Origin of the sequence: Yersinia massiliensis (assembly GCF_003048255.1) — a bacterium.
In the GTDB taxonomy this organism is placed as follows: domain Bacteria; phylum Pseudomonadota; class Gammaproteobacteria; order Enterobacterales; family Enterobacteriaceae; genus Yersinia; species Yersinia massiliensis_A.
Window position 1 is genome coordinate 1,907,301 of sequence record NZ_CP028487.1, and the last position, 22,009, is coordinate 1,929,309.

Below are 22,009 nucleotides of genomic sequence, written 5' to 3' on the forward strand. Positions count from 1 at the left end.
TTAAATCCATATGAAAACAGGTGCAGGGCTGTGAAGGATGTTTCCGGCCCTGAAAAAAAACATAAATTCAACCTACTGATTGAAGGGTAAAAAACATGGCAGGACTAGCAACCGTCACGAAGCTGGCTGGCGAAACGGTAGGACAAGAGTTCCTGATTTTTACGCTGGGCGATGAAGAGTACGGCATTGATATTCTGAAAGTGCAAGAGATTCGAGGTTACGATCAGGTGACTCGTATTGCTAACACGCCTGCATTTATCAAGGGTGTGACTAACTTACGTGGTGTGATTGTGCCGATTATTGACCTGCGGGTTAAATTTGCGCAGAAGGGCGTAAGTTATAACGAAAATACCGTGGTGATCGTGTTGAATCTGGATCATCGCGTCGTGGGTATTGTGGTTGATGGCGTGTCAGATGTGTTGTCATTGACCAATGAGCAAATCCGCCCAGCGCCTGAGTTTGCGGTGACGTTAGCGACGGAGTATCTCACTGGGTTAGGCTCTTTGGGTGAGAGAATGCTGATTTTGGTTGATATTGAGAAGTTGTTGAGTAGTGAAGAGATGTCGTTGATTGATGCGGTGGCGAAGGGATAAGGTTTTGGCTTAGCGATCGGTTCGGTTGTTATCACTTCAGTGCTCACTTTGGCTCTGATGCCTCAACCGCCAATGGGGTCAGAAGCGCGTGACCCCATTGGAGCCCCCGCGCTTGCGCACGTATCGCTTGTTTGCTTCGCAGGTGGCTCCGATTGTTTTGTTTGGTGATCGGTTCGGTTGACATGAGATCGGCGCTCACTTTGGCTCTGATGCCTCAACCGCCAATGGGGTCACAAGCGCGTGACCCCATTGGAGCCCCCGCGCTTGCGCACGGATTGCTTGACTGCTTTGCTGGGGGGGGTTGGGCTGGTGATCGGTTCGGTTGACATGAGATTGGCGATCACCTTGGCTCTGATGCCTCAACCGCCAATGGGGTCACAAGCGCGTGACCCCCTTGGAGCCCCCGCGCTTGCGCACGTATCGCTTGCCTGCTTCGCAGGTTCCCTCACTTATCGTTTCGGCTGACGGACCGCCGTGATTCGCTCCTGCTCAAGCACGGCTTGCTCGGCATCCATGCCTCGCGTCCTACCTTCACTCTTCATTCGGCAGCTCAAATGTGCTTTAAACTTCAAGGTCAAAATCATGGCCTATGGCCTTTGACGTTGAGCGCAATCAGGAATATTGCCGACGAGGATAGAGGGTAGAGTGAGCGGGCAGGACGCCCGCGAAAAGCGCGCTTGAGCATGGATGCGAATTGCGCTGGCTCGTTAGCCGAAAGACGTAGGAGGTTTACCCGCAGGGCAATATTTCGCGCAAAGGCGCGGGTGTTGGGCCGCCGCCCTGCGGCCCGACTCGGTTGAGGCTACAAGGGTAAAGTAGCCACAGAACGCCTATCAACCGAAACCAGATCCAGTCCTCAACCGAAACCAAATCCAGTCCTCAACCGAAAACCAGCTCCAATCCCCAACCGTGCGAAAAAAATAATCCCCCCTCTCCAGTAAAGTTCCCCCCCTTAATGCCGATAACACCTTTAATTAGGCGTCTTGTGATTTGACGTACCCGTATTTTGACATACCTATGTTTTGACGTACTTATGAAGGGACAACATGTTTAAGCGTATGAAAGTGGTCACCAGCCTGCTGCTGGTGTTAGTGCTATTTGGTGCCTTACAGCTGGTTTCCAGCGGGCTTTTCTTCAACTCCCTGAAAAATGACAAAGAAAACTTCGAAGTTTTGCAAGTTATCCGTCAGCAACAATCAGTGTTGAACGAGAGCTGGGTAAATCTGCTGCAAACACGTAATACACTGAACCGCGCCGGCATCCGCTACATGATGGATGTTAACCACACCGGCAGTGGTCCAACGGTCAATGATCTGTTGGCTTCCGCAAAAGGGACTCTGGGTGTGGCAGCCGACCGTTTTAAAAATTATGAGCAAATTCCGCAAGATAGCCAACAAAGTGCAGAGTCGGCGAAAAAATTAAAACAAACCTATGACCAATATTTTGGTGCGTTGACTGAGCTTATCCAATTGATGGAAGCCGGCAAAATCAATGAATTCTTTGATCAGCCAACCTCTAGCTTCCAAAATGCGTTCGAGCAAGATTACAACACCTACCTGACACAGAATGACCGTTTGTATGCCTCCGCAGTGGAAGATAGCAACCAGTCCTTCAGTTTTGCGATGGGCGTGATTGTGACCGTGCTGATTGCGGTGCTGGCTGTCATTATCATTGTGTGGCTGGGTATGCAGCACATCTTGATTAACCCACTGAAACATCTGATTGAGCACATTAAACACATCGCTAACGGAGATTTAACTCAGACCATTGAGGTGCATAGCCGCAATGAAATGGGCACCTTGGCCGCAAGTTTGAAACACATGCAAACTGAGTTGGCGACGACCGTCAATGATGTCCGTTTAGGGGCTGATGCCATCTACAGCGGCGCTTCTGAAATTGCTGCGGGTAACAACGATCTGTCTGCCCGTACTGAAGAACAAGCGGCATCGCTGGAAGAAACTGCCGCTAGCATGGAGCAGTTAACGGCGACCGTGAAACAGAATGCGGAAAATGCCCGTCAGGCTAGTCAATTGGCATTGAGTGCCTCAGAAACTGCGCAAAAAGGCGGAAAAGTCGTCGCGAACGTGGTGCAAACCATGCATGAGATCGCCGGTAGTTCGCAGAAAATTGCTGACATTACCAGCGTCATCGACGGCATTGCCTTCCAAACCAATATTCTGGCATTGAATGCTGCCGTTGAAGCTGCCCGTGCGGGTGAGCAAGGTCGCGGTTTTGCCGTGGTCGCTGGTGAAGTGCGTAACTTGGCACAACGCAGTGCTCAAGCGGCAAAAGAAATTAAAGGCTTAATCGAAGACTCCGTTAGCCGTGTCGATATGGGTTCAGTACTGGTCGAAAGCGCCGGTGAAACCATGGGCGATATCGTTAATGCGGTCACTCGCGTCACCGACATCATGGGCGAAATCGCTTCCGCCTCGGATGAACAAAGTCGCGGTATTGATCAAGTGGGTCAGGCGGTCACCGAAATGGACCGCGTAACACAACAAAACGCCTCTTTGGTGGAAGAGTCAGCCTCTGCCGCCGCCGCACTGGAAGAGCAAGCCAGTATGCTAACCCAATCCATGTCGGTATTTGTTCTCCGTATGGACAGTGCAAGTAACACCAAAAATGTCAAAAAAACCAAGCAACCGACGCAGGAATTGAGCGGCTCTGCGAAAAAAACACTGGGAAGTGACCTGCAAGATAACTGGGAAACTTTCTAGATAAAACCCTACAACCCTTCATCGCTGAAATGGGCTGGGTGTTACCTGCCAACTCAATGATGCTGGGTAGATAAAATAAATAAAGCCGGCCAACGAGCCGGCTGAGAAGAGGTTACGATGTTTAGCCGAATCCGGATTTCTACCAGCTTTTTCCTGTTATTGATCTTAATTTGCACGATCCAGTTAATTTCGAGTGGTCTGTCATTCACGGCTTTTCGCTCAGACTACCAAAACTTAAATCGTGTGGATCTCAGTAGTCAGCAACGGGATGCTTTAAGCCTCAGTTGGGTATCCTTACTTCAAGCGCGTAATACCTTAAACCGAGCGGGGACTCGCTCGGCTCTCAAAGTTCCTCAGGAGCAAGTTAATGCATTAATGGGCAATGCCCGTAGCTCATTGCAGAAAGCTGATCTTTATTTCAATCAATTTTTGGCTGTGCCACGGCTGGATGAAAGCGAAACCGGCGGTGAATTGCTGGAAGCGACCAAAAACAGTTATCAGAATCTACGCGTCTCGCTACGGCAGTTAATCGATTTTCTGGAAGCCGGTAATTTACAAGCGTTTATGGACCAGCCAACACAGAAAACACAAGATTTATTCGAAGCGGATTTCTTGCAGTACTTGCAATACGCCAATGAAGTGATTGCAGAGGCAGGTACGGGGAATCAGCAGGCTTATCATCTCTCTATGTGGATATTTGGTGGCGCAATTCTGATGGTGATCGCGATGGCGATTTCGTCCCTCATCTGGCTGCGGACCATGTTTGTTAACCCCCTGAAGATCATGCGCTCTCACTTTGACCGCATCGCGCAGGGAGATTTATCGGGTCAGATTGATGTATCTGGCCGTAATGAAATTAGTCAGATGTTTGCCAGTTTACGCACCATGCAGCACTCACTTATCACCACGGTGAGTCATGTTCGTGACGGTACGCAATCCATGTTGACGGGCATTCAAGAAATTTCTGCTGGCAACAATGATTTGTCGGCGAGAACTGAACAGCAAGCCGCTTCATTGGAACAAACGGCAGCCAGTATGGAGCAACTGACCGCGACGGTGAAACAGAACGCGGATAACGCACGTCAAGCCACGCAACTGGCGCAAAATGCTTCAGGCACTGCGGCAAAAGGGGGCGAGTTAGCGGGCAGTGTTGTCACCACCATGCATGCTATCGAAACCAGTTCGAAGAAGATTGGTGCCATCATCAGTGTGATAGATGGTATTGCCTTCCAGACCAACATACTGGCATTAAATGCCGCGGTTGAAGCGGCGCGAGCGGGTGAGCAGGGGCGCGGGTTTGCCGTGGTCGCCGGTGAAGTCCGCAATTTAGCCCAGCGCAGTGCGCAAGCAGCAAAAGAAATCAAAGTGTTGATCGAGGAATCGGTCAGCCGTGTGAGCCAGGGGTCCACTCTGGTCGAAAATGCGGGGACTACCATGGAAGAGATCGTTCGCTCAGTGACTCGGGTTACCGACATTATGGGTGAAATCGCTTCCGCTTCGGATGAACAGAGCCGAGGAATTGAGCAGGTTTCACTCGCGGTAACACAAATGGATCAGGTCACTCAGCAAAACGCCGCATTAGTGGAAGAGGCTGCGGCTGCGGCTAACGCATTGGAAGAGCAGGCAAGTCTGCTCTCCCATGCAGTGTCTGTTTTTCGTTTGGAGCAGGATAGCGACGACGGGGAGGGGCACGCAGCAGTGAGCAGTGGTAAGCAACCAGTTGTGAAGGAAATCCCAGATTGTCAAACGGCGTAACGAAGACGGTATTGTGGGGTGAAACTGGATGAAACCTTCACCCCAAGAATCTGGATCGATTTTGACCCAGATGATTCAGCGGCTCCCGCTGTCGGATGTCCACTTCCGGCGCATTTGCCAACTTATTTATCAACGGGCCGGTATTGTACTGGCCGATCACAAACGAGAAATGGTCTATAACCGCTTAGTTAGGCGGTTGAGATTGCTGGATATTAACGACTTTGGTCAATATTTGGCATTGCTAGAAAGTGATCCGAACAGTGCAGAGTGGCAGGCGTTTGTTAATGCGCTGACCACTAACCTGACGGCCTTTTTCCGTGAGGCGCACCATTTTCCGATTCTGGCTGAACATGCACGCCAGCGGTCGGGAACTTATTCGGTCTGGAGCACGGCGGCATCGACGGGTGAAGAACCTTATTCTATTGCCATGACATTAAGTGATGCACTAGGAAATCGTTCGGGCGCTTGCCAAGTCATTGCCAGTGACATCGATACGCAAGTTTTAGACAAAGCAGTGAGCGGCGTCTATCGGCAAGATGAGTTGCGTTCATTGTCGGCGCAACAGATGCAACGCTACTTCTTGCGTGGCACTGGCCCGCATCAGGGCATGGTGCGGGTACGGCCAGATCTGGCCAATATGATCCAGTTCCAGCAGCTCAATCTGTTGGCACCGGATTGGGCCTTGCCAGGCCAGTTTGATGCGATATTTTGTCGTAACGTGATGATTTATTTTGATAAAGAAACGCAGGAGCGCATTCTGCGTCGCTTTGTCCCTTTGCTAAAACCCGGCGGCCTGATGTTTGCAGGTCACTCGGAGAATTTCAGCCAAATTAGTCGGGAATTCTATTTGCGCGGGCAGACCGTTTATGGGCTGACCAAGGAGAGGTGATGAGTAAAATCAGAGTATTGTGCGTTGATGATTCTGCATTGATGCGTCAGTTGATGACAGAGATTATTAACAGTCACCCAGATATGGAAATGGTTGCTGCTGCACCCGATCCTTTGGTCGCCCGCGATTTGATCAAAAAATTCAATCCACAGGTTTTGACGCTCGACGTTGAAATGCCCCGTATGGATGGGTTGGATTTCCTTGAGAAATTGATGCGCTTGCGGCCAATGCCGGTGGTGATGGTTTCATCATTAACCGGTAAAAATTCCGAGATAACCATGCGAGCGCTGGAATTGGGGGCCATCGATTTTGTCACCAAACCGCAATTGGGGATCAGAGAGGGGATGCTGGCATACAGCGAGTTGATCGCGGAGAAAATCCGCACCGCTGCGAAAGCCCGCTTACCACAGCGAGGCCCAGAACACGCGCCAGTGATGCTCACGCATACCCCGCTGCTCAGTAGCGAAAAATTAATCGCTATCGGGGCTTCGACTGGGGGAACCGAAGCCATTCGTACCGTGTTGCAGCCATTGCCGCCGACCAGCCCAGCACTGCTGATTACTCAGCATATGCCACCGGGTTTTACCCGTTCATTTGCTGAGCGGCTCAATAAGTTATGCCAGATTACGGTGAAAGAAGCAGAAGACGGTGAGCGGGTATTGCCCGGACACGCCTATATTGCACCCGGTGATCGGCACATGGAATTGGCACGTAGTGGGGCAAACTATCAAGTGCGCATCCATGACGGGCCTGCTGTGAATCGCCATCGTCCCTCGGTCGATGTGCTATTTCGATCCGTGGCGCAGTATGCGGGGCGAAATGCAGTTGGCGTGATCCTGACGGGTATGGGGAATGACGGTGCCGCCGGTTTATTGGAAATGCATCGGGCAGGGGCTTATACCATCGCACAAAACGAAGCCAGTTGTGTGGTCTTCGGCATGCCGCGTGAGGCCATCGGCATGGGCGGTGTCAATGAAATACTGGATTTGAACCAAATAAGCCAGCGTATGTTGGCGCAGATTAGTAGTGGTCAAGCCCTACGTATATAAAGCGACTTTGGGCATTCATTTTCTTCCGATGAAAATCGGGTGTAGATATTAATCGCTCAGCGTTGGGCAACAAACTTTAGGAGTAGGTATGGCGGATAAGAATCTCAGATTTTTGGTGGTAGACGATTTTTCGACCATGCGTCGTATTGTCCGAAACCTGCTAAAAGAGTTGGGTTTTAATAATGTGGAAGAAGCGGAAGATGGCGTCGACGCATTGAATAAATTACGCGCGGGTGGTTTTGATTTTGTGGTTTCTGACTGGAACATGCCGAACATGGACGGCTTGGATCTGTTGAAAACGATTCGTGCTGATGGTGCTCTGGGCGCGTTGCCGGTTTTGATGGTCACTGCTGAAGCGAAAAAAGAGAACATCATTGCAGCAGCACAAGCGGGTGCCAGTGGTTATGTAGTGAAACCTTTCACTGCCGCGACCTTGGAAGAGAAACTCAATAAGATTTTTGAAAAGTTGGGTATGTAAGGAGGCGGAATGAATAACCATCAAATGCCTGCATCAGATGCGGCATCAGCCAGTGATATTATTAGCCGTATCGGTAGCCTCACACGGATGCTACGCGACAGTTTACGTGAATTAGGTCTGGATCAAGCCATTGCTCAGGCGGCGGAAGCGATCCCTGACGCTCGTGATCGTTTGGACTACGTGGTCCATATGACGGCGCAAGCCGCGGAAAGAGCGTTGAACTGCGTGGAAGCGGCGCAACCCCGCCAGAATGAACTCGAGTCATCAGCGAAAGCGCTTAAAGTTCGTTGGGATGAATGGTTTGCTAACCCAATCGAGCTTTCTGATGCACGATCTTTGGTCACGGATACCCGTGATTATCTGGATGTCGTGCCACAACATACCGCTTTTACCAACGCGCAATTGTTGGAAATCATGATGGCGCAGGATTTCCAAGACCTCACCGGTCAGGTCATTAAGCGCATGATGGATGTGGTGCAAGAGATTGAGAAACAACTGCTGATGGTGCTGATGGAAAATATTCCCGATATGCCGTCAAAACCGCAGAAATCCACTGATAGCCTACTCAATGGGCCGCAAATGGATAAAAACGGTGCCGGTGTCATTGCCAGCCAAGATCAAGTTGACGATCTGTTGGACAGCTTAGGTTTCTAAGTCGACTAAAGATGATAGAGGCATACAGATGAGAGGAGACTCTCATCTGTATGCTTTCTTATCCCATCAACCTTCCGCCAACGTTCTCACACCACCACAACCTGCTATTGAACGCGGTTGGATATCGCTCATCCACGAAATAACCCACTAATTACAGCGTTGTTCCATCCATAGGCTTATGGAATGTTTGGCATCCTAAGCTTCAATTTTTGTCTCTTATCCATTTCCCTGATACGGAACGCTCACAGAACAGGACCCATTATGCTGAATAGGAATAGTGGCGGTGTCTGAAGATAGCGATCTGGAAAAAAGCGAGGAACCCACAGCCCACAAGCTGGAGAAGGCTCGCGAAAAAGGCCAGATCCCGCGCTCGCGCGAACTGACCTCGATGCTAATGCTCGGGGCCGGTTTGGCGATCCTGTGGGTTTCAGGGGAATCCATGGCGCGACAACTGGCTGCCATGATTGCGCAAGGCCTGCATTTTGATCACGGCGTGGTCACGAATGACAAACAGATGTTGCGGCAAATTGGCATGTTGCTGCGTCAAACGTTAATCGCACTGCTACCGATATTTGCCGGTCTGGTGATAGTGGCCATTTCGGTGCCGATGCTGTTGGGGGGCGTGCTGTTTAGCGGCGAATCAATCAAGTTTGACCTGAAACGCATGAGTCTTATTTCAGGCTTAAAACGGATGTTTTCCAGCCAAGCGTTGGCTGAGTTACTCAAAGCGATTTTGAAGGCAACGTTGGTGGGTTGGGTAACCGGTATTTTCCTCTGGCACAACTGGCCAGACATCATGCGATTGATGGCGGCGCCACCGGTGGCGGCATTAGGGGATGCCCTGCACCTGATTATTCTCTGCGGGTTGGTGGTGGTACTTGGCCTGACGCCGATGGTTGGCTTTGACGTGTTTTACCAAATCACCAGCAATATCAAAAAATTGCGTATGACTAAGCAAGAGATACGTGATGAGTTTAAAGATCAAGAAGGTGACCCTCATGTGAAAGGGCGCATTCGCCAACAACAACGGGCGATGGCCCGTCGGCGCATGATGGCGGATGTTCCTAAAGCCGATGTGATTGTCACCAACCCGACGCATTACGCCGTGGCGCTGCAATATAACGAGGCAAAAATGAGTGCGCCGAAAGTGTTGGCGAAAGGGGCGGGTGCAGTGGCATTGCGTATTCGTGAGTTAGGTGCAGAAAACCGTATTCCTTTATTAGAAGCGCCACCGTTGGCGAGGGCATTATTCCGCCACAGCGAAGTTGGTCAACATATTCCCGCCACCCTTTATGCCGCGGTCGCAGAAGTGCTTGCTTGGGTCTATCAACTGAAACGTTGGAAGCGAGAAGGTGGGCTAATCCCGAAAAAACCTGAACATCTGCCAGTGCCGGAAGCACTGGATTTTGCAACAGAGAGTGAGACTGACTAATGGCAAATTTGGCCGCCCTGCTTCGTTTACCGAGCAATTTTAAAGATACGCAGTGGCAAATCCTTGCGGGCCCGATACTGATCTTGCTGATCTTATCGATGATGGTATTGCCGCTGCCTCCCTTCGTGCTTGATTTGCTGTTTACCTTCAACATTGCGCTGTCCATCATGGTATTGCTGGTGGCGATGTTTACCCAGCGCACCCTGGATTTTGCGGCATTCCCGACCATTTTGCTGTTCTCAACCTTACTCCGTTTATCCCTGAACGTGGCCTCGACGCGTATCATTTTGATGGATGGTCATACCGGGGCTGGCGCAGCAGGGCGTGTGGTTGAGGCCTTTGGTCACTTCTTGGTTGGCGGTAATTTTGCTATCGGTATTGTCGTTTTCATCATCTTGGTCATCATCAACTTTATGGTTATCACCAAAGGGGCGGGGCGTATTGCCGAAGTGGGCGCACGCTTTGTTCTTGATGGGATGCCCGGCAAACAGATGGCAATCGATGCAGACTTAAATGCTGGGTTGATTGGTGAAGATGAAGCGAAGAAGCGCCGCTCTGATGTGACGCAAGAGGCTGATTTCTACGGTTCGATGGACGGGGCCAGTAAATTTGTGCGCGGGGATGCGATTGCGGGCTTAATGATCATGGTCATTAACGTGGTCGGTGGCCTATTGGTGGGGGTGCTTCAGCACAACATGGCCGTGGGACACGCCGCAGAAACCTATACGTTATTGACCATCGGTGATGGTCTGGTGGCGCAAATTCCGGCGTTGGTTATCTCAACCGCCGCCGGTGTTATCGTTACTCGCGTGAGTACCGATCAGGACGTTGGCCAGCAAATGGTCACCCAGCTATTCAATAACCCACGGGTGATGGTATTAAGTGCCAGCGTATTGGGTTTACTGGGCTTAGTCCCTGGGATGCCAAACTTTGTCTTCCTGCTGTTCACCGCGGCATTGCTGGCATTAGCTTGGCGGCTGCGTGGTAATCAAGAAAAACCTGCCGCGACGGCAGACTCGCCAGTGGTACAGGATCAGCAACAAGCGACGGAAGCCACTTGGTCAGATGTTCAGTTGGAAGACCCATTGGGGATGGAAGTAGGCTATCGCCTGATCCCGATGGTGGATTTCCAGCAAAATGGCGAACTCTTGGGCCGTATCCGCAGTATTCGTAAAAAGTTTGCCCAAGAGATGGGGTATCTGCCACCGGTGGTGCATATCCGCGATAATTTAGAATTGCCGCCAGCCAGCTACCGGATATTAATGAAAGGGGTGGAAATTGGCAGTGGCGAAGCCCATCCTGGCCGTTGGCTGGCGATAAACCCAGGCAATGCGGTAGGGACGTTACCGGGTGAGGCTACCCATGATCCCGCTTTCGGTTTGGCGGCGGTATGGATCGAAAGTGCCTTACGCGAACAAGCGCAAATTCAAGGCTTTACGGTGGTGGAAGCCAGTACAGTGGTGGCAACACACCTGAATCATTTGATTAGCCAATATGCCAGCGAATTGTTTGGCCGTCAGGAAACGCAGCAATTGCTGGATCGCGTCGCACAAGATATGCCGAAATTGACGGAAGATTTTATTCCCGGTGTCGTGACACTCACCACGTTGCACAAAGTGCTGCAAAATCTGCTGATGGAGCGAGTGTCCATTCGCGATATGCGCACCATTATTGAGACATTGGCAGAGCATGCGCCAAATCAAACAGACCCTTACGAATTAACGGCTGTGGTTCGTGTGGCCTTAGGCCGTTCTATCGCGCAGCAGTGGTTCCCTGGGACTGGCGAAATTCAGGTTATTGGCTTGGATGCGGCATTAGAGCGTTTGTTATTACAAGCGCTGCAAGGTGGCAGCGGTTTAGAACCGGGTTTGGCTGATCGATTGCTCGAACAATCTAAACAAGCACTGCAACGCCAAGAAATGCTGGGTGCGCCGCCGGTGCTGTTGGTGAACCACGCACTGCGTGCATTATTGGCCCGTTTCCTTCGCCGTAGCCTGCCGCAAATGGTGGTGCTGTCTAATCTGGAAATTGGCGATAATCGCCAAATTCGTATGACGTCAACCATAGGAGCGGCTTAATGCTAATTCGCCTCTCGCGCATTATCGTCGGCGGAGTATTGACGGTTTGCTTATTACCCCTCAATGCCGCGGCTTCAGGAACATGGGTGGCAGATGATATCGGTGTCACACAAAGTTCGCGCGGTGTGGCGACCTCGGCTAAACCGCTACACTCACCCGTGGCGCTGGCTCAAGAGAATGCGCGTATCGTCTCGGTGGGCTGGCGCTACCAATTGATGTCAGCAGCGCCAGATGGCTTGCAGGTTAAATTATGCACCCCAACCCGTTGTATGCCACTAGAGGGGGGGAGTGGGCAAAGCCGAGGGCTTGCCGGTGAACCCGCGGCGACGCAACTGACTTTTGTCTACTTTATCGCGGGCAAAGGTCGGGTTAACCCGCCGCTGCAAGTGATCAGTAATCAAGTATTGGTTAATTATCGATAAAACCATAATGGGTGAAAACAAGTCATACAATAGTTGTAGGGATAATGATCCCATCCCATTTCAGCGGCTCGTACGGTCTGCGTCATGGACAGTGCCAGTGCGCCACCGACCAATAATCCCCACAACAGAGTCATTCTTCGGTTTTTCATCTCGGTTTTCTCCGTCTGGATACTGAGCACAGTTGCTCAGTCACAGCATCGTAACGCGCTGTCCATCAAGAGAAAAAACTCATTTTTGAGACGAGGGGGAGTTAACGTGATAAAGGCGTGTAGCGAAAGAGGCGGTTTAGCCGACACAGAGACTGATCCCGCGATGCGGCAATCAATCTCTGCGAGCAATAAATCTATTTTATAAATCAAAATTTTACGGCAGGGACACATTAAACGCCGATTTTACGACCCAGTAGACTGGCGCCTTTCGCTTGGCCATCAGGGCCATACAATGACTGGCCGTGACGCGTATTAAGCACAGCTAACGCCTGCGTATTATGTTCAATGTGTTGTTGTAGCAATAACCCGTTGTGCAGATTGCTGTACTGTAGACCTTCCGCTAACTGCAACATACGCTGCCATTTTGCTGCCAGCGCGGGATGGCGATGGTAGGGCGCATGTGCCTTAACGTCAGCTTCAGCGGTGAGACGGGTTTTATCCAGATAAGCGAGTGTGGCTAAGATTGAACTTTTTTGTTCGGTCACCCCTTGCAGCACGATACCCTGAATCCGACCGGCGCACAGTAATTGTTGCTCTTGCGCGACAACAGTCGTCAGTGATTCTAGCAGTTCTAATTGCTGGTCTAGGTTTACCTGTAATCTTTCCACCACCACGTATCCTTTTACGATTAAGACGGTTTTTGACGACTAACTATTCTTAAGGTCATCGGCGACATTTTTCAGCAGAGCATCAGCAATTTTACCGGTATCCATGGTCAATTGGCCGGTGCGGATGGCCTCTTTCAATGTTTCTACACGTTCAACATTGATATCCTGACCCGCCGGTTGCATCAGTTTTGCCTGCGCATCACTCAATTTAACCTCTGTACCACTCACTGCTGTTTTTGTCTGGGCAGAAGGCTTACGCGTTTGCTGCGCAATGTCACTGATTTCCCGTGCTTGCACTTTAGTTGCCGGTGATAGCGGTTGAGTGCGTTCAATACTCATTTTATGTTGCTCCCTTTCGAGCGGGATTGGCGTTTATTGGCCCGCGAAACTTTTATTTCTCATCCATTATTTTCAGCCATTATCTTTCAGCGAAAAATAGCGGGATTATCACGGTTTACGGTGCCTGTAATAGGGTCTGGCATAGCCGTAAATAGCTGCATACTAGGGTTATCGGCAAAGGTTAAAAAAACTTTAATCACGATAACTAAACAGGTTCACATAGAGCGTCGTCAACGTGCGGTTAACCTCAGCAAGTTTACCTGAGTCAATGATTCAGGTGACTATACGCGGCAAAAACAACGCCGCAAACAAGGCTACGAGTTTTAATTCGAACCGTCATAACATAATACGAATAGTGCCATCCTCGCCCACCACGCCACTCACGATCTGGCCTGATGGCATGCGCACGCGAACATTATCTTTAATGGCCGCATTATTCATCGCCTTACCATTGCTGTTAACGTTGAAGCCATCGCCTTGCGCAAGCACCTGCACGTCTTGTCCTGATTTGATGATCCATAAACGGCGCAGCATATTACGGGTGATGGGTTGCCCCGCATTAACATGGCGCAAGCTCACCGCGCCTTGTGCAAACTGCGGCTCCAGCAAGGCACCGGGTGGCAAGGTATCTAATCGGCCTTGTTTCATCTCAATATCTTGCGGGGTAATTTTTGCCCCCGCCGCCAATGGACGGCTCGCCACCGCATAGCGCCCACTGACTTGCACTTGTGTTTGGATAAAGCGCCTCACGCCATCGCAACGGACCGACAGACTGATATTGCCCCATGGGCGAGCATTGGTCGGCAACGTGATGTCAGGCATTTCACACTGTGGCCATTGGCTCTGCGGCGTTTTGATGATGACTTTCACCTGGCTATCTTTGTCAGGGTATTGTTGCTGGAAGAACTGATTGACCTGCACAGATAGGTCAGCCGCCATCGCGATGTGTGCGAATGCCGGACTCACCAGCAGTAGCCCCCACATGAATGTTTTGGCGTACTTACTTGTTATCACCATCACTTTCTTCCCCGCCATTGCCATCGAGTCAAATCACGCTCTGCTTTTTTCCACGCAATCGTTCTTTTGATCGCTAGTGTACCCGTACCTTCATCAGGTTAAGGGGATAAATAGCGACGCATTTTGCTCTTATTCTGGCGATAGGCTTCTCTGTACGGCGTTTATGCTGTCGACTCCAAATTTTAACCTTGCGGGGGGACTATGCTCGACAAACTGGACGGTGCTCTACGTTTTCAACAAGAGGCGCTGAACTTGCGCGCTCAACGGCAGGAGATCCTGTCGTCCAACATTGCGAACGCGGATACACCCGGCTTTCAGGCACGTGATATCGATTTCTCCAGCCAACTGAAAAAGGTGATGGAGCAAGGACGTGTTAGCGGAACAGGGGTGTCGCTCAGTTTAACGTCAGCCCGTCATATCCCAGCAAGTACGGTCCAACCGCCCGACTTGGATCTGCTATTCCGTGTGCCGGATCAACCATCAATGGATGGCAACACCGTCGATATGGACCGCGAACGTACTAATTTTGCCGATAACAGCCTGAAATATCAGACTGATTTGACTGTCATTAGCAGCCAAATCAAAGGGATGTTGTCAGTGTTACAACAAGGATAAGACGGATGTCTTTACTGAATATTTTTGATATTGCCGGTTCAGCATTATCCGCGCAATCGCAACGATTGAACGTTAGCGCTAGCAACATGGCAAACGCCGACAGCGTGACTGGCCCAGATGGTCAGCCTTACCGCGCTAAGCAAGTGGTGTTTCAGGTCGCCGCGCAACCGGGGCAAGAAACCGGTGGTGTGCGTGTGGCGCAAGTCATCGATGACCCCGCACCGGATCGTTTGGTGTTTCAACCCGGTAACCCATTGGCCGATGCCAAGGGGTATGTGCGTATGCCAAACGTGGATGTGACGGGCGAGATGGTCAACACCATTTCCGCTTCTCGCAGCTATCAGGCCAACGTTGAAGTCCTGAATACCACCAAATCTCTGATGCTAAAGACGCTGACACTGGGTCAATAACAGGAGCCCACATAGATGGCCATTACCAATTCTTTGACCGATAGCGATTACGGTGTGAACAGTGCCAACGGTGCTAATGCCAACTCGCCGAGTGGCAGCACCAGTCAGGATCTGCAAAACAGTTTCCTTACGCTGTTGGTGGCACAGTTAAAAAATCAGGACCCGACCAACCCAATGCAAAACAACGAGTTGACGACGCAGCTTGCGCAGATCAACACCGTCAGTGGCATTGAAAAGTTGAATACCACTCTGGGCTCTATTTCCGGCCAAATTGACAATAGTCAGTCCTTGCAGGCCAGCAGCCTGATTGGTCATGGCGTCATGATCCCTGGCAACACCATTTTAACGGGGAGTAAAGATGACGTGGTGACCACGACGCCATTTGGTGTCGAGCTGGATCGTGCGGCCGACAAAGTGACGGCGACCATCAGCGACAAAAATGGTCAGGTGGTTCGTACCATCGAGATCGGCAAGCTAACAGCGGGTGTCCATGCCTTTACTTGGGATGGCTCATTGGATGCCGGTGGTAATGCACCCGATGGTGCCTACACCGTGGCGATTACCGCCAGCAATGGGAATGAATCACTGGTGACGACACCCCTGAGTTATGCCGTGGTCAATGGCGTCACTCGTGGTAGTGACGGTGCCAAGTTAGACCTCGGTATGGCAGGCACCATCACCATGGATAAAGTCCGGCAGATTCTGTAAGTCAGTGATTCATCTTTAGTAGCAGTATAACCAACACGATGGTGAGACAAGGATTTGTACCGACTTACCCTCAATTTTAAAAGCAGCATTTGATATGTCATCAATGCTCAAGGTCTTTAACGGACCCCAAATCTAACGGAGAAGAAAATGGGCTTTTCTCAAGCAGTCAGCGGTTTGAACGCAGCATCCAGTAACTTGGATGTGATCGGTAACAATATCGCCAACTCGGCAACGGCAGGTTTTAAAGCCGGCTCAGTTTCTTTTGCCGATATGTTTGCCGGTTCTCAGACGGGGATGGGCGTAAAAGTGGCGGGGATCACCCAAGACTTTAACGACGGTACTGCCACTACCACTAACCGTCGTTTGGATTTGGCCATCAGCCAAAACGGTTTCTTCCGGATGCAAGACAGCAGCGGTGGTGTGTTCTTTGCGCGTAACGGCCAGTTCAAGCTGGATGCAAATCGCAACATCATCAACATGCAAGGTCTGAGCCTGACGGGCTACCCAGCCACCGGTACACCGCCAACGATCCAACAGGGGGCGAACCCGATTCCGCTGTCTATCCCGCAGGACATGATCCCAGCGAAAGCGACGACTTCCGGTAATATGGTGGCGAACTTGACGTCAACCCACGATATTGTGCCAACCACGCCAGCATTTGATCCCGATAAGCCGGATACCTATAGCTTTGTGAACAACATGACCACCTACGATACCTTGGGTAATCGCCATGAGATCAACGTGTTCTATGTGAAACGTACGGAAAGCTCCACCACAGGTAACTCTTGGGATGTTTATACCCGTGATAGCAGCGCAAATCCGGCGCAAGTGGCAGCACTACGTGGATCCATGCAGTTTGATACCAATGGCGCGCTGCAAAGTGTGACCAACGGGGCAAACCCACCGAGTACCACTGACTTCACCTTCACAATCCCTATCGGCGTGGTTAATGGCGCAACAGCCCCAGCGTTTACGCTGAGCGTGGCGGGGACTAAGCAGCAAAATACCGGCACCGATAGCATTGTGACGCAAAACCAGACCGGCTATGCGGCGGGTGAGTTCACGGGCTTCCAAATCAACAATGATGGTTCGGTGGTCGGCACCTATTCAAACCAGCAGACCCAATTGTTGGGCCAAATCGTGATGGCTAACTTTGCCAACCCTGAAGGGCTGTCATCAGAAGGCGACAACGTATGGCGCGAAACGCTGGCTTCCGGTAACCCAATGCTGGGCACTGCAGGCGGCGGTGGTTTCGGTACTTTGACCAGTGGCGCGCTGGAATCCTCTAACGTGGATTTGAGTAAAGAACTGGTGAATATGATTGTGGCGCAACGTAACTATCAGTCCAACGCGCAGACCATCAAAACCCAAGATCAGATCTTACAAACTCTGGTTAACCTGCGTTAATCGCACTGACGGGATAAGTTCATGGATCACGCAATCTATACCGCGATGGGCGCGGCGCGGCAGTCGCTGGATCAGCAAGCGGTGACGGCAAATAATTTGGCTAACGCTTCTACGCCGGGTTTCCGCGCGCAGTTGTCTGCCATGCGCGCGGTGCCTATCGACGGGCCGAGTATGGCGACCCGCACTATGGTAGTGGCATCAACCCCCGGTGTGGATATCAGTCAAGGGACGATCAATTTCAGTGGTCGCCCGTTGGATGTGGCGTTGCAGCAAGATGGCTATCTGGCGGTGCAACTGCCGGATGGTACAGAAGCCTATACCCGCAACGGGAACATTCAGATTTCGCCTGAAGGGCAGATGACGGTGCAGGGTTACCCACTGATGGGCGACAACGGCCCGATCGACGTGCCACCACAAGCGGCGGTCACCATTGCGGCAGATGGCACCATCTCAGCACTGAATGCCGGTGATTCACCCAATACCATTGCGCAATTGGGGCAGATCAAACGGGTTCGGGCATCGGCGGGTGAAGTGATGCACGGCGATGATGGCTTATTTCATCTGACACCAGAAACACAGCAGGCGCGTGGCGCGCAGTTGGCGAATGACCCGCTGATTAAAATCATGCCGGGTGTGCTAGAAGGCAGCAACGTGAAAGCGGTTGAAGCCATGGCAGACATGATTGCCAATGCCCGTAGTTTCGAAATGCAGATGAAAGTGATCCACAGTGTGGATGAAAACGAACAGCGCGCGAATCAGCTGTTAGCAATGGGCTAAGCGCGCAGGCGCAGAGGAATAAACTGATGATCCGATCATTATGGATTGCCAAAACCGGCTTGGATGCACAGCAAACCAACATGGACGTTATCGCCAACAACTTGGCAAACGTCAGCACCAATGGGTTTAAACGCCAGCGTGCGGTATTTGAAGATTTGCTGTACCAAACGATGCGCCAACCGGGGGCGCAATCCTCCGAACAGACCACCTTGCCATCGGGTTTACAGATTGGTACGGGGGTTCGTCCGGTGGCAACAGAGCGTTTGCATAGCCAAGGCAACCTGTCCAAGACCGATAACACCAAAGATATTGCTATCAAAGGTGAGGGGTTCTTTCAGGTGCAGATGCCTGATGGCACTAATGCCTATACCCGCGACGGCTCGTTCCAAGTTGACCAAAATGGTCAGTTGGTGACCGCTGGCGGCTTCCAAGTGCAACCCGCCATTACCATTCCGGCGAATGCCTTGAGCATGACCGTGGGCCGTGACGGGATAGTCAGTGTCACCTTGCAAGGGCAGACTGCCACGCAGCAAGTGGGGCAACTGACCCTGACCACGTTCATCAACAACAGTGGTCTGGAAAGCATTGGTGAAAACCTGTATCAGGAAACCGCCAGTTCCGGTGCACCAAATGAAACCACGCCGGGCTTGAACGGCGGTGGTTTGCTGTATCAGGGCTATGTTGAAACCTCCAACGTCAATGTGGCGGAAGAGTTGGTCAATATGATCCAGACCCAGCGTGCCTATGAAATCAACAGTAAAGCGGTTTCAACTTCCGACCAGATGTTGCAAAAACTGACCCAGCTGTAAATCCGCTTTCGGGGGGCCAGCGCGCCCCCTGATTGCTGTAGAACAATGAGTATTCGAGGCTAAGCTCGTTCGCCTCCAACCGGTTACAGGACTGAAAATCAGAGATGGACAGAAAGCCGCTGCGCAAATCAGGTGGATTGAAATGGGTTTGCATGCCATTAACGGCCATGCTACTCAATGGCTGCGCGTATATTCCGCATAAACCACTGGTGGATGGCACAACGTCTGCACAGCCGGCACCGGCCAGTGCGCCATTACCCAATGGCTCTATTTTTCAGGCTGCTCAGCCGATGAACTATGGCTATCAGCCGCTGTTCGAAGACCGCCGGCCACGTAATGTCGGTGACACACTGACCATTACCTTGCAAGAAAATGTCAGTGCCAGTAAGAGTTCATCGGCCAATGCGAGTCGCAATGGTTCCAGTTCATTTGCAGTCGCCACCGCCCCGCGTTATTTGCAGGGCTTATTGGGCAATGCCCGCGCCGACATGGATATTGCCGGCGATAACACCTTTGGTGGCAAAGGTGGCGCAAACGCCAATAACACCTTCAGTGGCACCATCACCGTCACCGTCAATCAAGTGCTGGCGAACGGCAACTTGCATGTCGTCGGTGAAAAACAGATCGCGATTAATCAGGGCACCGAATTTATCCGCTTCTCTGGGGTCGTTAACCCACGCACCATCAGCGGTAGCAATACAGTGACCTCCACACAGGTCGCTGATGCACGCATCGAGTATGTGGGCAATGGTTATATCAATGAAGCGCAAACCATGGGCTGGTTGCAGCGGTTCTTCCTTAATATCTCGCCGTACTAAGAGGTCCATCCATGCGTAAACCGTCACTTGTCACACTCTTTATTACGCTGCTCTCGCTGGTGTGGATGCCCGCGCAAGCCGAGCGTATTCGCGATTTGGTGACCGTTCAGGGAGTGCGTGATAACGCGTTGATCGGTTATGGCTTGGTGGTGGGTTTAGATGGCTCCGGTGACCAAACCATGCAGACGCCATTTACCACGCAAAGCCTCAGCAATATGTTGTCGCAATTGGGGATTACCGTACCGCCGGGCACCAACATGCAGCTTAAAAACGTGGCTGCGGTGATGGTCACGGCGAAGTTACCGGCCTTTTCTCGGGCAGGGCAAACCATCGATGTGGTGGTGTCCTCCATGGGTAACGCCAAAAGCATCCGTGGCGGCACACTGCTGATGACGCCATTGAAAGGGGTAGATAATCAGGTTTATGCCTTGGCGCAAGGTAACGTCTTGGTCGGTGGCGCTGGCGCATCATCGGGCGGTAGCAGCGTGCAAGTCAACCAATTGACCGGTGGGCGTATCAGTAACGGTGCCACTATCGAGCGAGAACTGCCAACCACCTTCGGCACTGATGGCGTGATTAATCTTCAACTGAATACCGAAGATTTCACGATGGCGCAGCAGGTGAGCGATGCCATCAACCGCCAACGTGGTTTCGGTTCTGCCACGGCGATTGATGCGCGTACCATTCAGGTATTAGTGCCGCGTGGCAACAGTTCGCAAGTGCGCTTCTTGGCTGATATCCAAAATATACCGGTGAATGTGGATGCCGGAGACGCCAAAGTGATCATCAACTCCCGTACCGGTTCTGTCGTCATGAACCGCAATGTGGTGTTGGACTCCTGCGCGGTGGCGCAAGGGAACTTGTCGGTGGTGGTGGATAAACAAAATATCGTCAGTCAGCCGGATACACCTTTCGGCGGCGGCCAGACCGTGGTCACACCGAACACCCAAATTTCTGTTCAGCAACAAGGTGGCGTGTTACAGCGCGTGAATGCCAGCCCGAATCTTAATAACGTGGTTCGTGCCTTGAATTCACTTGGGGCTACACCTATCGATTTAATGTCTATCTTGCAGGCGATGCAAAGCGCTGGCTGCTTACGGGCTAAATTGGAAATTATCTGATGAGTGATTTAATGGCGATGTCTGGGGCGGCTTATGACGCCCAATCACTGAATGCGTTGAAGCGTGATGCGGCAAAAGATCCCGAGGGTAACCTGAAAAAGGTGGCTCAGCAGGTGGAGGGGATGTTTGTGCAGATGATGCTGAAAAGCATGCGCGCCGCTTTGCCGCAAGATGGCGTGATGAACAGTGATCAGACCCGGCTTTATACCTCCCTTTATGACCAGCAGATAGCACAACAAATGTCGGTTAAAGGGTTAGGGTTAGCCGACATGATGGTGGAACAGCTTTCAGGTACCACGTCGCCAAGTGAAACCGCGGGCACCGTGCCAATGGTGCTGGATAACGAAGTCTTGCAAACCTTACCGGCGCAGGCGTTAGAACAAATGGTCAGGCGGGCCATACCGACTCCGCCAGCCAGCGGTGGGATGTCCTTACCGCAAGGCCCCGGTAATTTCGTGGCACGGTTGTCGATTCCCGCCCAAATTGCTAGCCAGCAAAGTGGCATACCTCATCAACTAATTATGGCGCAGGCGGCACTCGAATCCGGTTGGGGCCAACGCGAAATCCCGACCGCTGATGGCAAGTCTAGCTACAACGTCTTCGGCATCAAAGCAGGCAGTAACTGGGATGGGCCAGTGAGTGAAATTACCACCACTGAATATGAGCAAGGTGTGGCGACAAAAACTAAGGCGCGTTTCCGTGTTTATGGTTCTTACGTCGAGGCAGTCAGCGATTATGTCAAATTGCTGACCCAGAACCCGCGCTACGCCCATGTGGCGGCAGCACAAAGCCCTGAGCAGGGCGCACATGCACTGCAAAAAGCGGGCTATGCGACCGATCCGCAATATGCGCAAAAATTGGTCAGCGTCATTCAGCAGATGAAGAATGCGGGCGATCAAGCAGTGAAAGCCTACAGCAGCGATTTAACCAATCTCTTCTAGTGGGCTAGGTGACGGGCCATGTTGGGATGGGGCCGTGCTCGGCCCTCATCATTAGGATGGCGAGCACGACTTTACTCATTGGATTGATTGACAATAACACCCATATTTTTACTCAAGTTTCTCTCTAACCGGTCGATAACTAATACAGGCTGTGCGGGGG

23 protein-coding genes are annotated in these 22,009 nt (G+C 51.5%); 19 read left to right on the forward strand and 4 right to left on the reverse strand.

Translation table 11 applies throughout. The annotated features are described in order from the left end of the window. Positions 1-95 precede the first annotated feature (95 nt). The 10 genes from cheW (at position 96) to DA391_RS08800 (ending at position 12,070) form a co-directional block, all read left to right on the forward strand. Complete coding sequence (gene cheW, locus DA391_RS08750; protein ID WP_048616040.1) at positions 96-593, forward strand: chemotaxis protein CheW; 498 nt, start codon at positions 96-98, stop codon at positions 591-593. Between the two features lie 1,046 nt (positions 594-1,639). Further along, on the forward strand, positions 1,640-3,313 hold the full coding sequence (locus tag DA391_RS08760) for a methyl-accepting chemotaxis protein (RefSeq protein ID WP_049605616.1): 1,674 nt from the start codon (positions 1,640-1,642) through the stop codon (positions 3,311-3,313). A 117-nt stretch (positions 3,314-3,430) separates the two neighbouring features. Beyond that, positions 3,431-5,068: a methyl-accepting chemotaxis protein gene (locus tag DA391_RS08765; protein WP_108087551.1), complete on the forward strand. Its 1,638-nt coding sequence runs from the start codon at positions 3,431-3,433 to the stop codon at positions 5,066-5,068. 70 nt (positions 5,069-5,138) lie between these two features. Beyond that, positions 5,139-5,957 carry a protein-glutamate O-methyltransferase CheR gene (gene cheR, locus DA391_RS08770; protein WP_230820146.1) on the forward strand — a complete coding sequence of 273 codons (819 nt, stop codon included), beginning with the start codon at positions 5,139-5,141 and terminating at the stop codon, positions 5,955-5,957. Further along, a complete protein-coding gene (locus tag DA391_RS08775) occupies positions 5,957-7,006 on the forward strand; it encodes a protein-glutamate methylesterase/protein-glutamine glutaminase (RefSeq protein ID WP_005164481.1) in 1,050 nt (349 codons plus the stop codon). The genes cheR and DA391_RS08775 overlap by 1 nt, the downstream gene beginning before the upstream one ends. An 88-nt stretch (positions 7,007-7,094) precedes the next feature. Continuing rightward, positions 7,095-7,484, forward strand: a complete 390-nt coding sequence (cheY, locus tag DA391_RS08780; protein WP_019210377.1) for a chemotaxis response regulator CheY — start codon at positions 7,095-7,097, stop codon at positions 7,482-7,484. A gap of 9 nt (positions 7,485-7,493) precedes the next feature. Next, positions 7,494-8,138, forward strand: a complete 645-nt coding sequence (gene cheZ / locus DA391_RS08785; protein WP_019210376.1) for a protein phosphatase CheZ — start codon at positions 7,494-7,496, stop codon at positions 8,136-8,138. A gap of 283 nt (positions 8,139-8,421) precedes the next feature. After that, the gene (gene flhB / locus DA391_RS08790) at positions 8,422-9,570 is read left to right on the forward strand and encodes a flagellar biosynthesis protein FlhB (RefSeq protein ID WP_019210375.1); all 1,149 of its coding nucleotides are present in this window, start codon (positions 8,422-8,424) and stop codon (positions 9,568-9,570) included. Then, positions 9,570-11,648, forward strand: a complete 2,079-nt coding sequence (gene flhA / locus DA391_RS08795) for a flagellar biosynthesis protein FlhA (RefSeq protein ID WP_019210374.1) — start codon at positions 9,570-9,572, stop codon at positions 11,646-11,648. Before flhB ends, flhA begins: the two co-directional genes overlap by 1 nt. Next, positions 11,648-12,070, forward strand: a complete 423-nt coding sequence (locus tag DA391_RS08800; RefSeq protein ID WP_019210373.1) for a flagellar protein FlhE — start codon at positions 11,648-11,650, stop codon at positions 12,068-12,070. Before flhA ends, DA391_RS08800 begins: the two co-directional genes overlap by 1 nt. On the opposite strand, the gene DA391_RS24155 is transcribed toward DA391_RS08800, so the two are convergent. The 4 genes from DA391_RS24155 to flgA form a co-directional block, all read right to left on the reverse strand. After that, positions 12,061-12,219 (reverse strand): hypothetical protein, encoded by a 159-nt coding sequence (locus tag DA391_RS24155; protein WP_155410997.1) that lies wholly within the window; start codon positions 12,217-12,219, stop codon positions 12,061-12,063. The genes DA391_RS08800 and DA391_RS24155 overlap by 10 nt on opposite strands. Before the next feature lie 230 nt (positions 12,220-12,449). Continuing rightward, on the reverse strand, positions 12,450-12,890 hold the full coding sequence (locus DA391_RS08805) for a flagella synthesis protein FlgN (protein ID WP_050080451.1): 441 nt from the start codon (positions 12,888-12,890) through the stop codon (positions 12,450-12,452). Between the two features lie 36 nt (positions 12,891-12,926). Beyond that, positions 12,927-13,226, reverse strand: a complete 300-nt coding sequence (flgM, locus tag DA391_RS08810) for a flagellar biosynthesis anti-sigma factor FlgM (protein WP_019210370.1) — start codon at positions 13,224-13,226, stop codon at positions 12,927-12,929. Positions 13,227-13,562: 336 nt separating this feature from the next. Next, positions 13,563-14,210 (reverse strand): flagellar basal body P-ring formation chaperone FlgA, encoded by a 648-nt coding sequence (gene flgA / locus DA391_RS08815; RefSeq protein WP_072187272.1) that lies wholly within the window; start codon positions 14,208-14,210, stop codon positions 13,563-13,565. A 234-nt stretch (positions 14,211-14,444) separates the two neighbouring features. Between flgA and flgB the strand changes: the two genes are divergently transcribed. The 9 genes from flgB (at position 14,445) to flgJ (ending at position 21,849) form a co-directional block, all read left to right on the forward strand. Then, the gene (flgB, locus tag DA391_RS08820; RefSeq protein WP_019210367.1) at positions 14,445-14,858 is read left to right on the forward strand and encodes a flagellar basal body rod protein FlgB; all 414 of its coding nucleotides are present in this window, start codon (positions 14,445-14,447) and stop codon (positions 14,856-14,858) included. Between the two features lie 5 nt (positions 14,859-14,863). Next, a complete protein-coding gene (flgC, locus tag DA391_RS08825) occupies positions 14,864-15,268 on the forward strand; it encodes a flagellar basal body rod protein FlgC (RefSeq protein ID WP_050080452.1) in 405 nt (134 codons plus the stop codon). A gap of 15 nt (positions 15,269-15,283) precedes the next feature. Then, entirely contained in the window at positions 15,284-15,976 is a 693-nt protein-coding gene (flgD, locus tag DA391_RS08830) for a flagellar hook assembly protein FlgD (protein ID WP_050080453.1), read from the forward strand. A 147-nt stretch (positions 15,977-16,123) separates the two neighbouring features. Continuing rightward, positions 16,124-17,383, forward strand: coding sequence for a flagellar hook protein FlgE (gene flgE, locus DA391_RS08835; protein WP_050080455.1), 1,260 nt, complete (start codon positions 16,124-16,126; stop codon positions 17,381-17,383). A gap of 21 nt (positions 17,384-17,404) precedes the next feature. Continuing rightward, positions 17,405-18,160, forward strand: a complete 756-nt coding sequence (locus DA391_RS08840) for a flagellar basal body rod protein FlgF (protein ID WP_050080457.1) — start codon at positions 17,405-17,407, stop codon at positions 18,158-18,160. A gap of 26 nt (positions 18,161-18,186) precedes the next feature. After that, complete coding sequence (gene flgG, locus DA391_RS08845; RefSeq protein WP_019210362.1) at positions 18,187-18,969, forward strand: flagellar basal-body rod protein FlgG; 783 nt, start codon at positions 18,187-18,189, stop codon at positions 18,967-18,969. A gap of 104 nt (positions 18,970-19,073) precedes the next feature. Then, entirely contained in the window at positions 19,074-19,787 is a 714-nt protein-coding gene (flgH, locus tag DA391_RS08850; RefSeq protein ID WP_049605637.1) for a flagellar basal body L-ring protein FlgH, read from the forward strand. Between the two features lie 11 nt (positions 19,788-19,798). Further along, a complete protein-coding gene (locus tag DA391_RS08855; protein WP_049605639.1) occupies positions 19,799-20,908 on the forward strand; it encodes a flagellar basal body P-ring protein FlgI in 1,110 nt (369 codons plus the stop codon). After that, positions 20,908-21,849: a flagellar assembly peptidoglycan hydrolase FlgJ gene (gene flgJ / locus DA391_RS08860; RefSeq protein ID WP_019210359.1), complete on the forward strand. Its 942-nt coding sequence runs from the start codon at positions 20,908-20,910 to the stop codon at positions 21,847-21,849. Before DA391_RS08855 ends, flgJ begins: the two co-directional genes overlap by 1 nt. Positions 21,850-22,009 lie beyond the last annotated feature (160 nt).

Bases quoted from the DNA above. Each gene is read 5' to 3' on its own strand.
- cheW (WP_048616040.1), top strand. From the start codon at position 96: ATGGCAGGACTAGCAACCGTCACGAAGCTGGCTGGCGAAACGGTAGGA.
- DA391_RS08760 (WP_049605616.1), top strand. From the start codon at position 1,640: ATGTTTAAGCGTATGAAAGTGGTCACCAGCCTGCTGCTGGTGTTAGTG.
- DA391_RS08765 (WP_108087551.1), top strand. From the start codon at position 3,431: ATGTTTAGCCGAATCCGGATTTCTACCAGCTTTTTCCTGTTATTGATC.
- cheR (WP_230820146.1), top strand. From the start codon at position 5,139: ATGATTCAGCGGCTCCCGCTGTCGGATGTCCACTTCCGGCGCATTTGC.
- DA391_RS08775 (WP_005164481.1), top strand. From the start codon at position 5,957: ATGAGTAAAATCAGAGTATTGTGCGTTGATGATTCTGCATTGATGCGT.
- cheY (WP_019210377.1), top strand. From the start codon at position 7,095: ATGGCGGATAAGAATCTCAGATTTTTGGTGGTAGACGATTTTTCGACC.
- cheZ (WP_019210376.1), top strand. From the start codon at position 7,494: ATGAATAACCATCAAATGCCTGCATCAGATGCGGCATCAGCCAGTGAT.
- flhA (WP_019210374.1), top strand. From the start codon at position 9,570: ATGGCAAATTTGGCCGCCCTGCTTCGTTTACCGAGCAATTTTAAAGAT.
- DA391_RS08800 (WP_019210373.1), top strand. From the start codon at position 11,648: ATGCTAATTCGCCTCTCGCGCATTATCGTCGGCGGAGTATTGACGGTT.
- DA391_RS24155 (WP_155410997.1), bottom strand. From the start codon at position 12,219: ATGAAAAACCGAAGAATGACTCTGTTGTGGGGATTATTGGTCGGTGGC.
- flgM (WP_019210370.1), bottom strand. From the start codon at position 13,226: ATGAGTATTGAACGCACTCAACCGCTATCACCGGCAACTAAAGTGCAA.
- flgA (WP_072187272.1), bottom strand. From the start codon at position 14,210: ATGTGGGGGCTACTGCTGGTGAGTCCGGCATTCGCACACATCGCGATG.
- flgB (WP_019210367.1), top strand. From the start codon at position 14,445: ATGCTCGACAAACTGGACGGTGCTCTACGTTTTCAACAAGAGGCGCTG.
- flgC (WP_050080452.1), top strand. From the start codon at position 14,864: ATGTCTTTACTGAATATTTTTGATATTGCCGGTTCAGCATTATCCGCG.
- flgD (WP_050080453.1), top strand. From the start codon at position 15,284: ATGGCCATTACCAATTCTTTGACCGATAGCGATTACGGTGTGAACAGT.
- flgE (WP_050080455.1), top strand. From the start codon at position 16,124: ATGGGCTTTTCTCAAGCAGTCAGCGGTTTGAACGCAGCATCCAGTAAC.
- DA391_RS08840 (WP_050080457.1), top strand. From the start codon at position 17,405: ATGGATCACGCAATCTATACCGCGATGGGCGCGGCGCGGCAGTCGCTG.
- flgG (WP_019210362.1), top strand. From the start codon at position 18,187: ATGATCCGATCATTATGGATTGCCAAAACCGGCTTGGATGCACAGCAA.
- flgH (WP_049605637.1), top strand. From the start codon at position 19,074: ATGGACAGAAAGCCGCTGCGCAAATCAGGTGGATTGAAATGGGTTTGC.
- DA391_RS08855 (WP_049605639.1), top strand. From the start codon at position 19,799: ATGCGTAAACCGTCACTTGTCACACTCTTTATTACGCTGCTCTCGCTG.
- flgJ (WP_019210359.1), top strand. From the start codon at position 20,908: ATGAGTGATTTAATGGCGATGTCTGGGGCGGCTTATGACGCCCAATCA.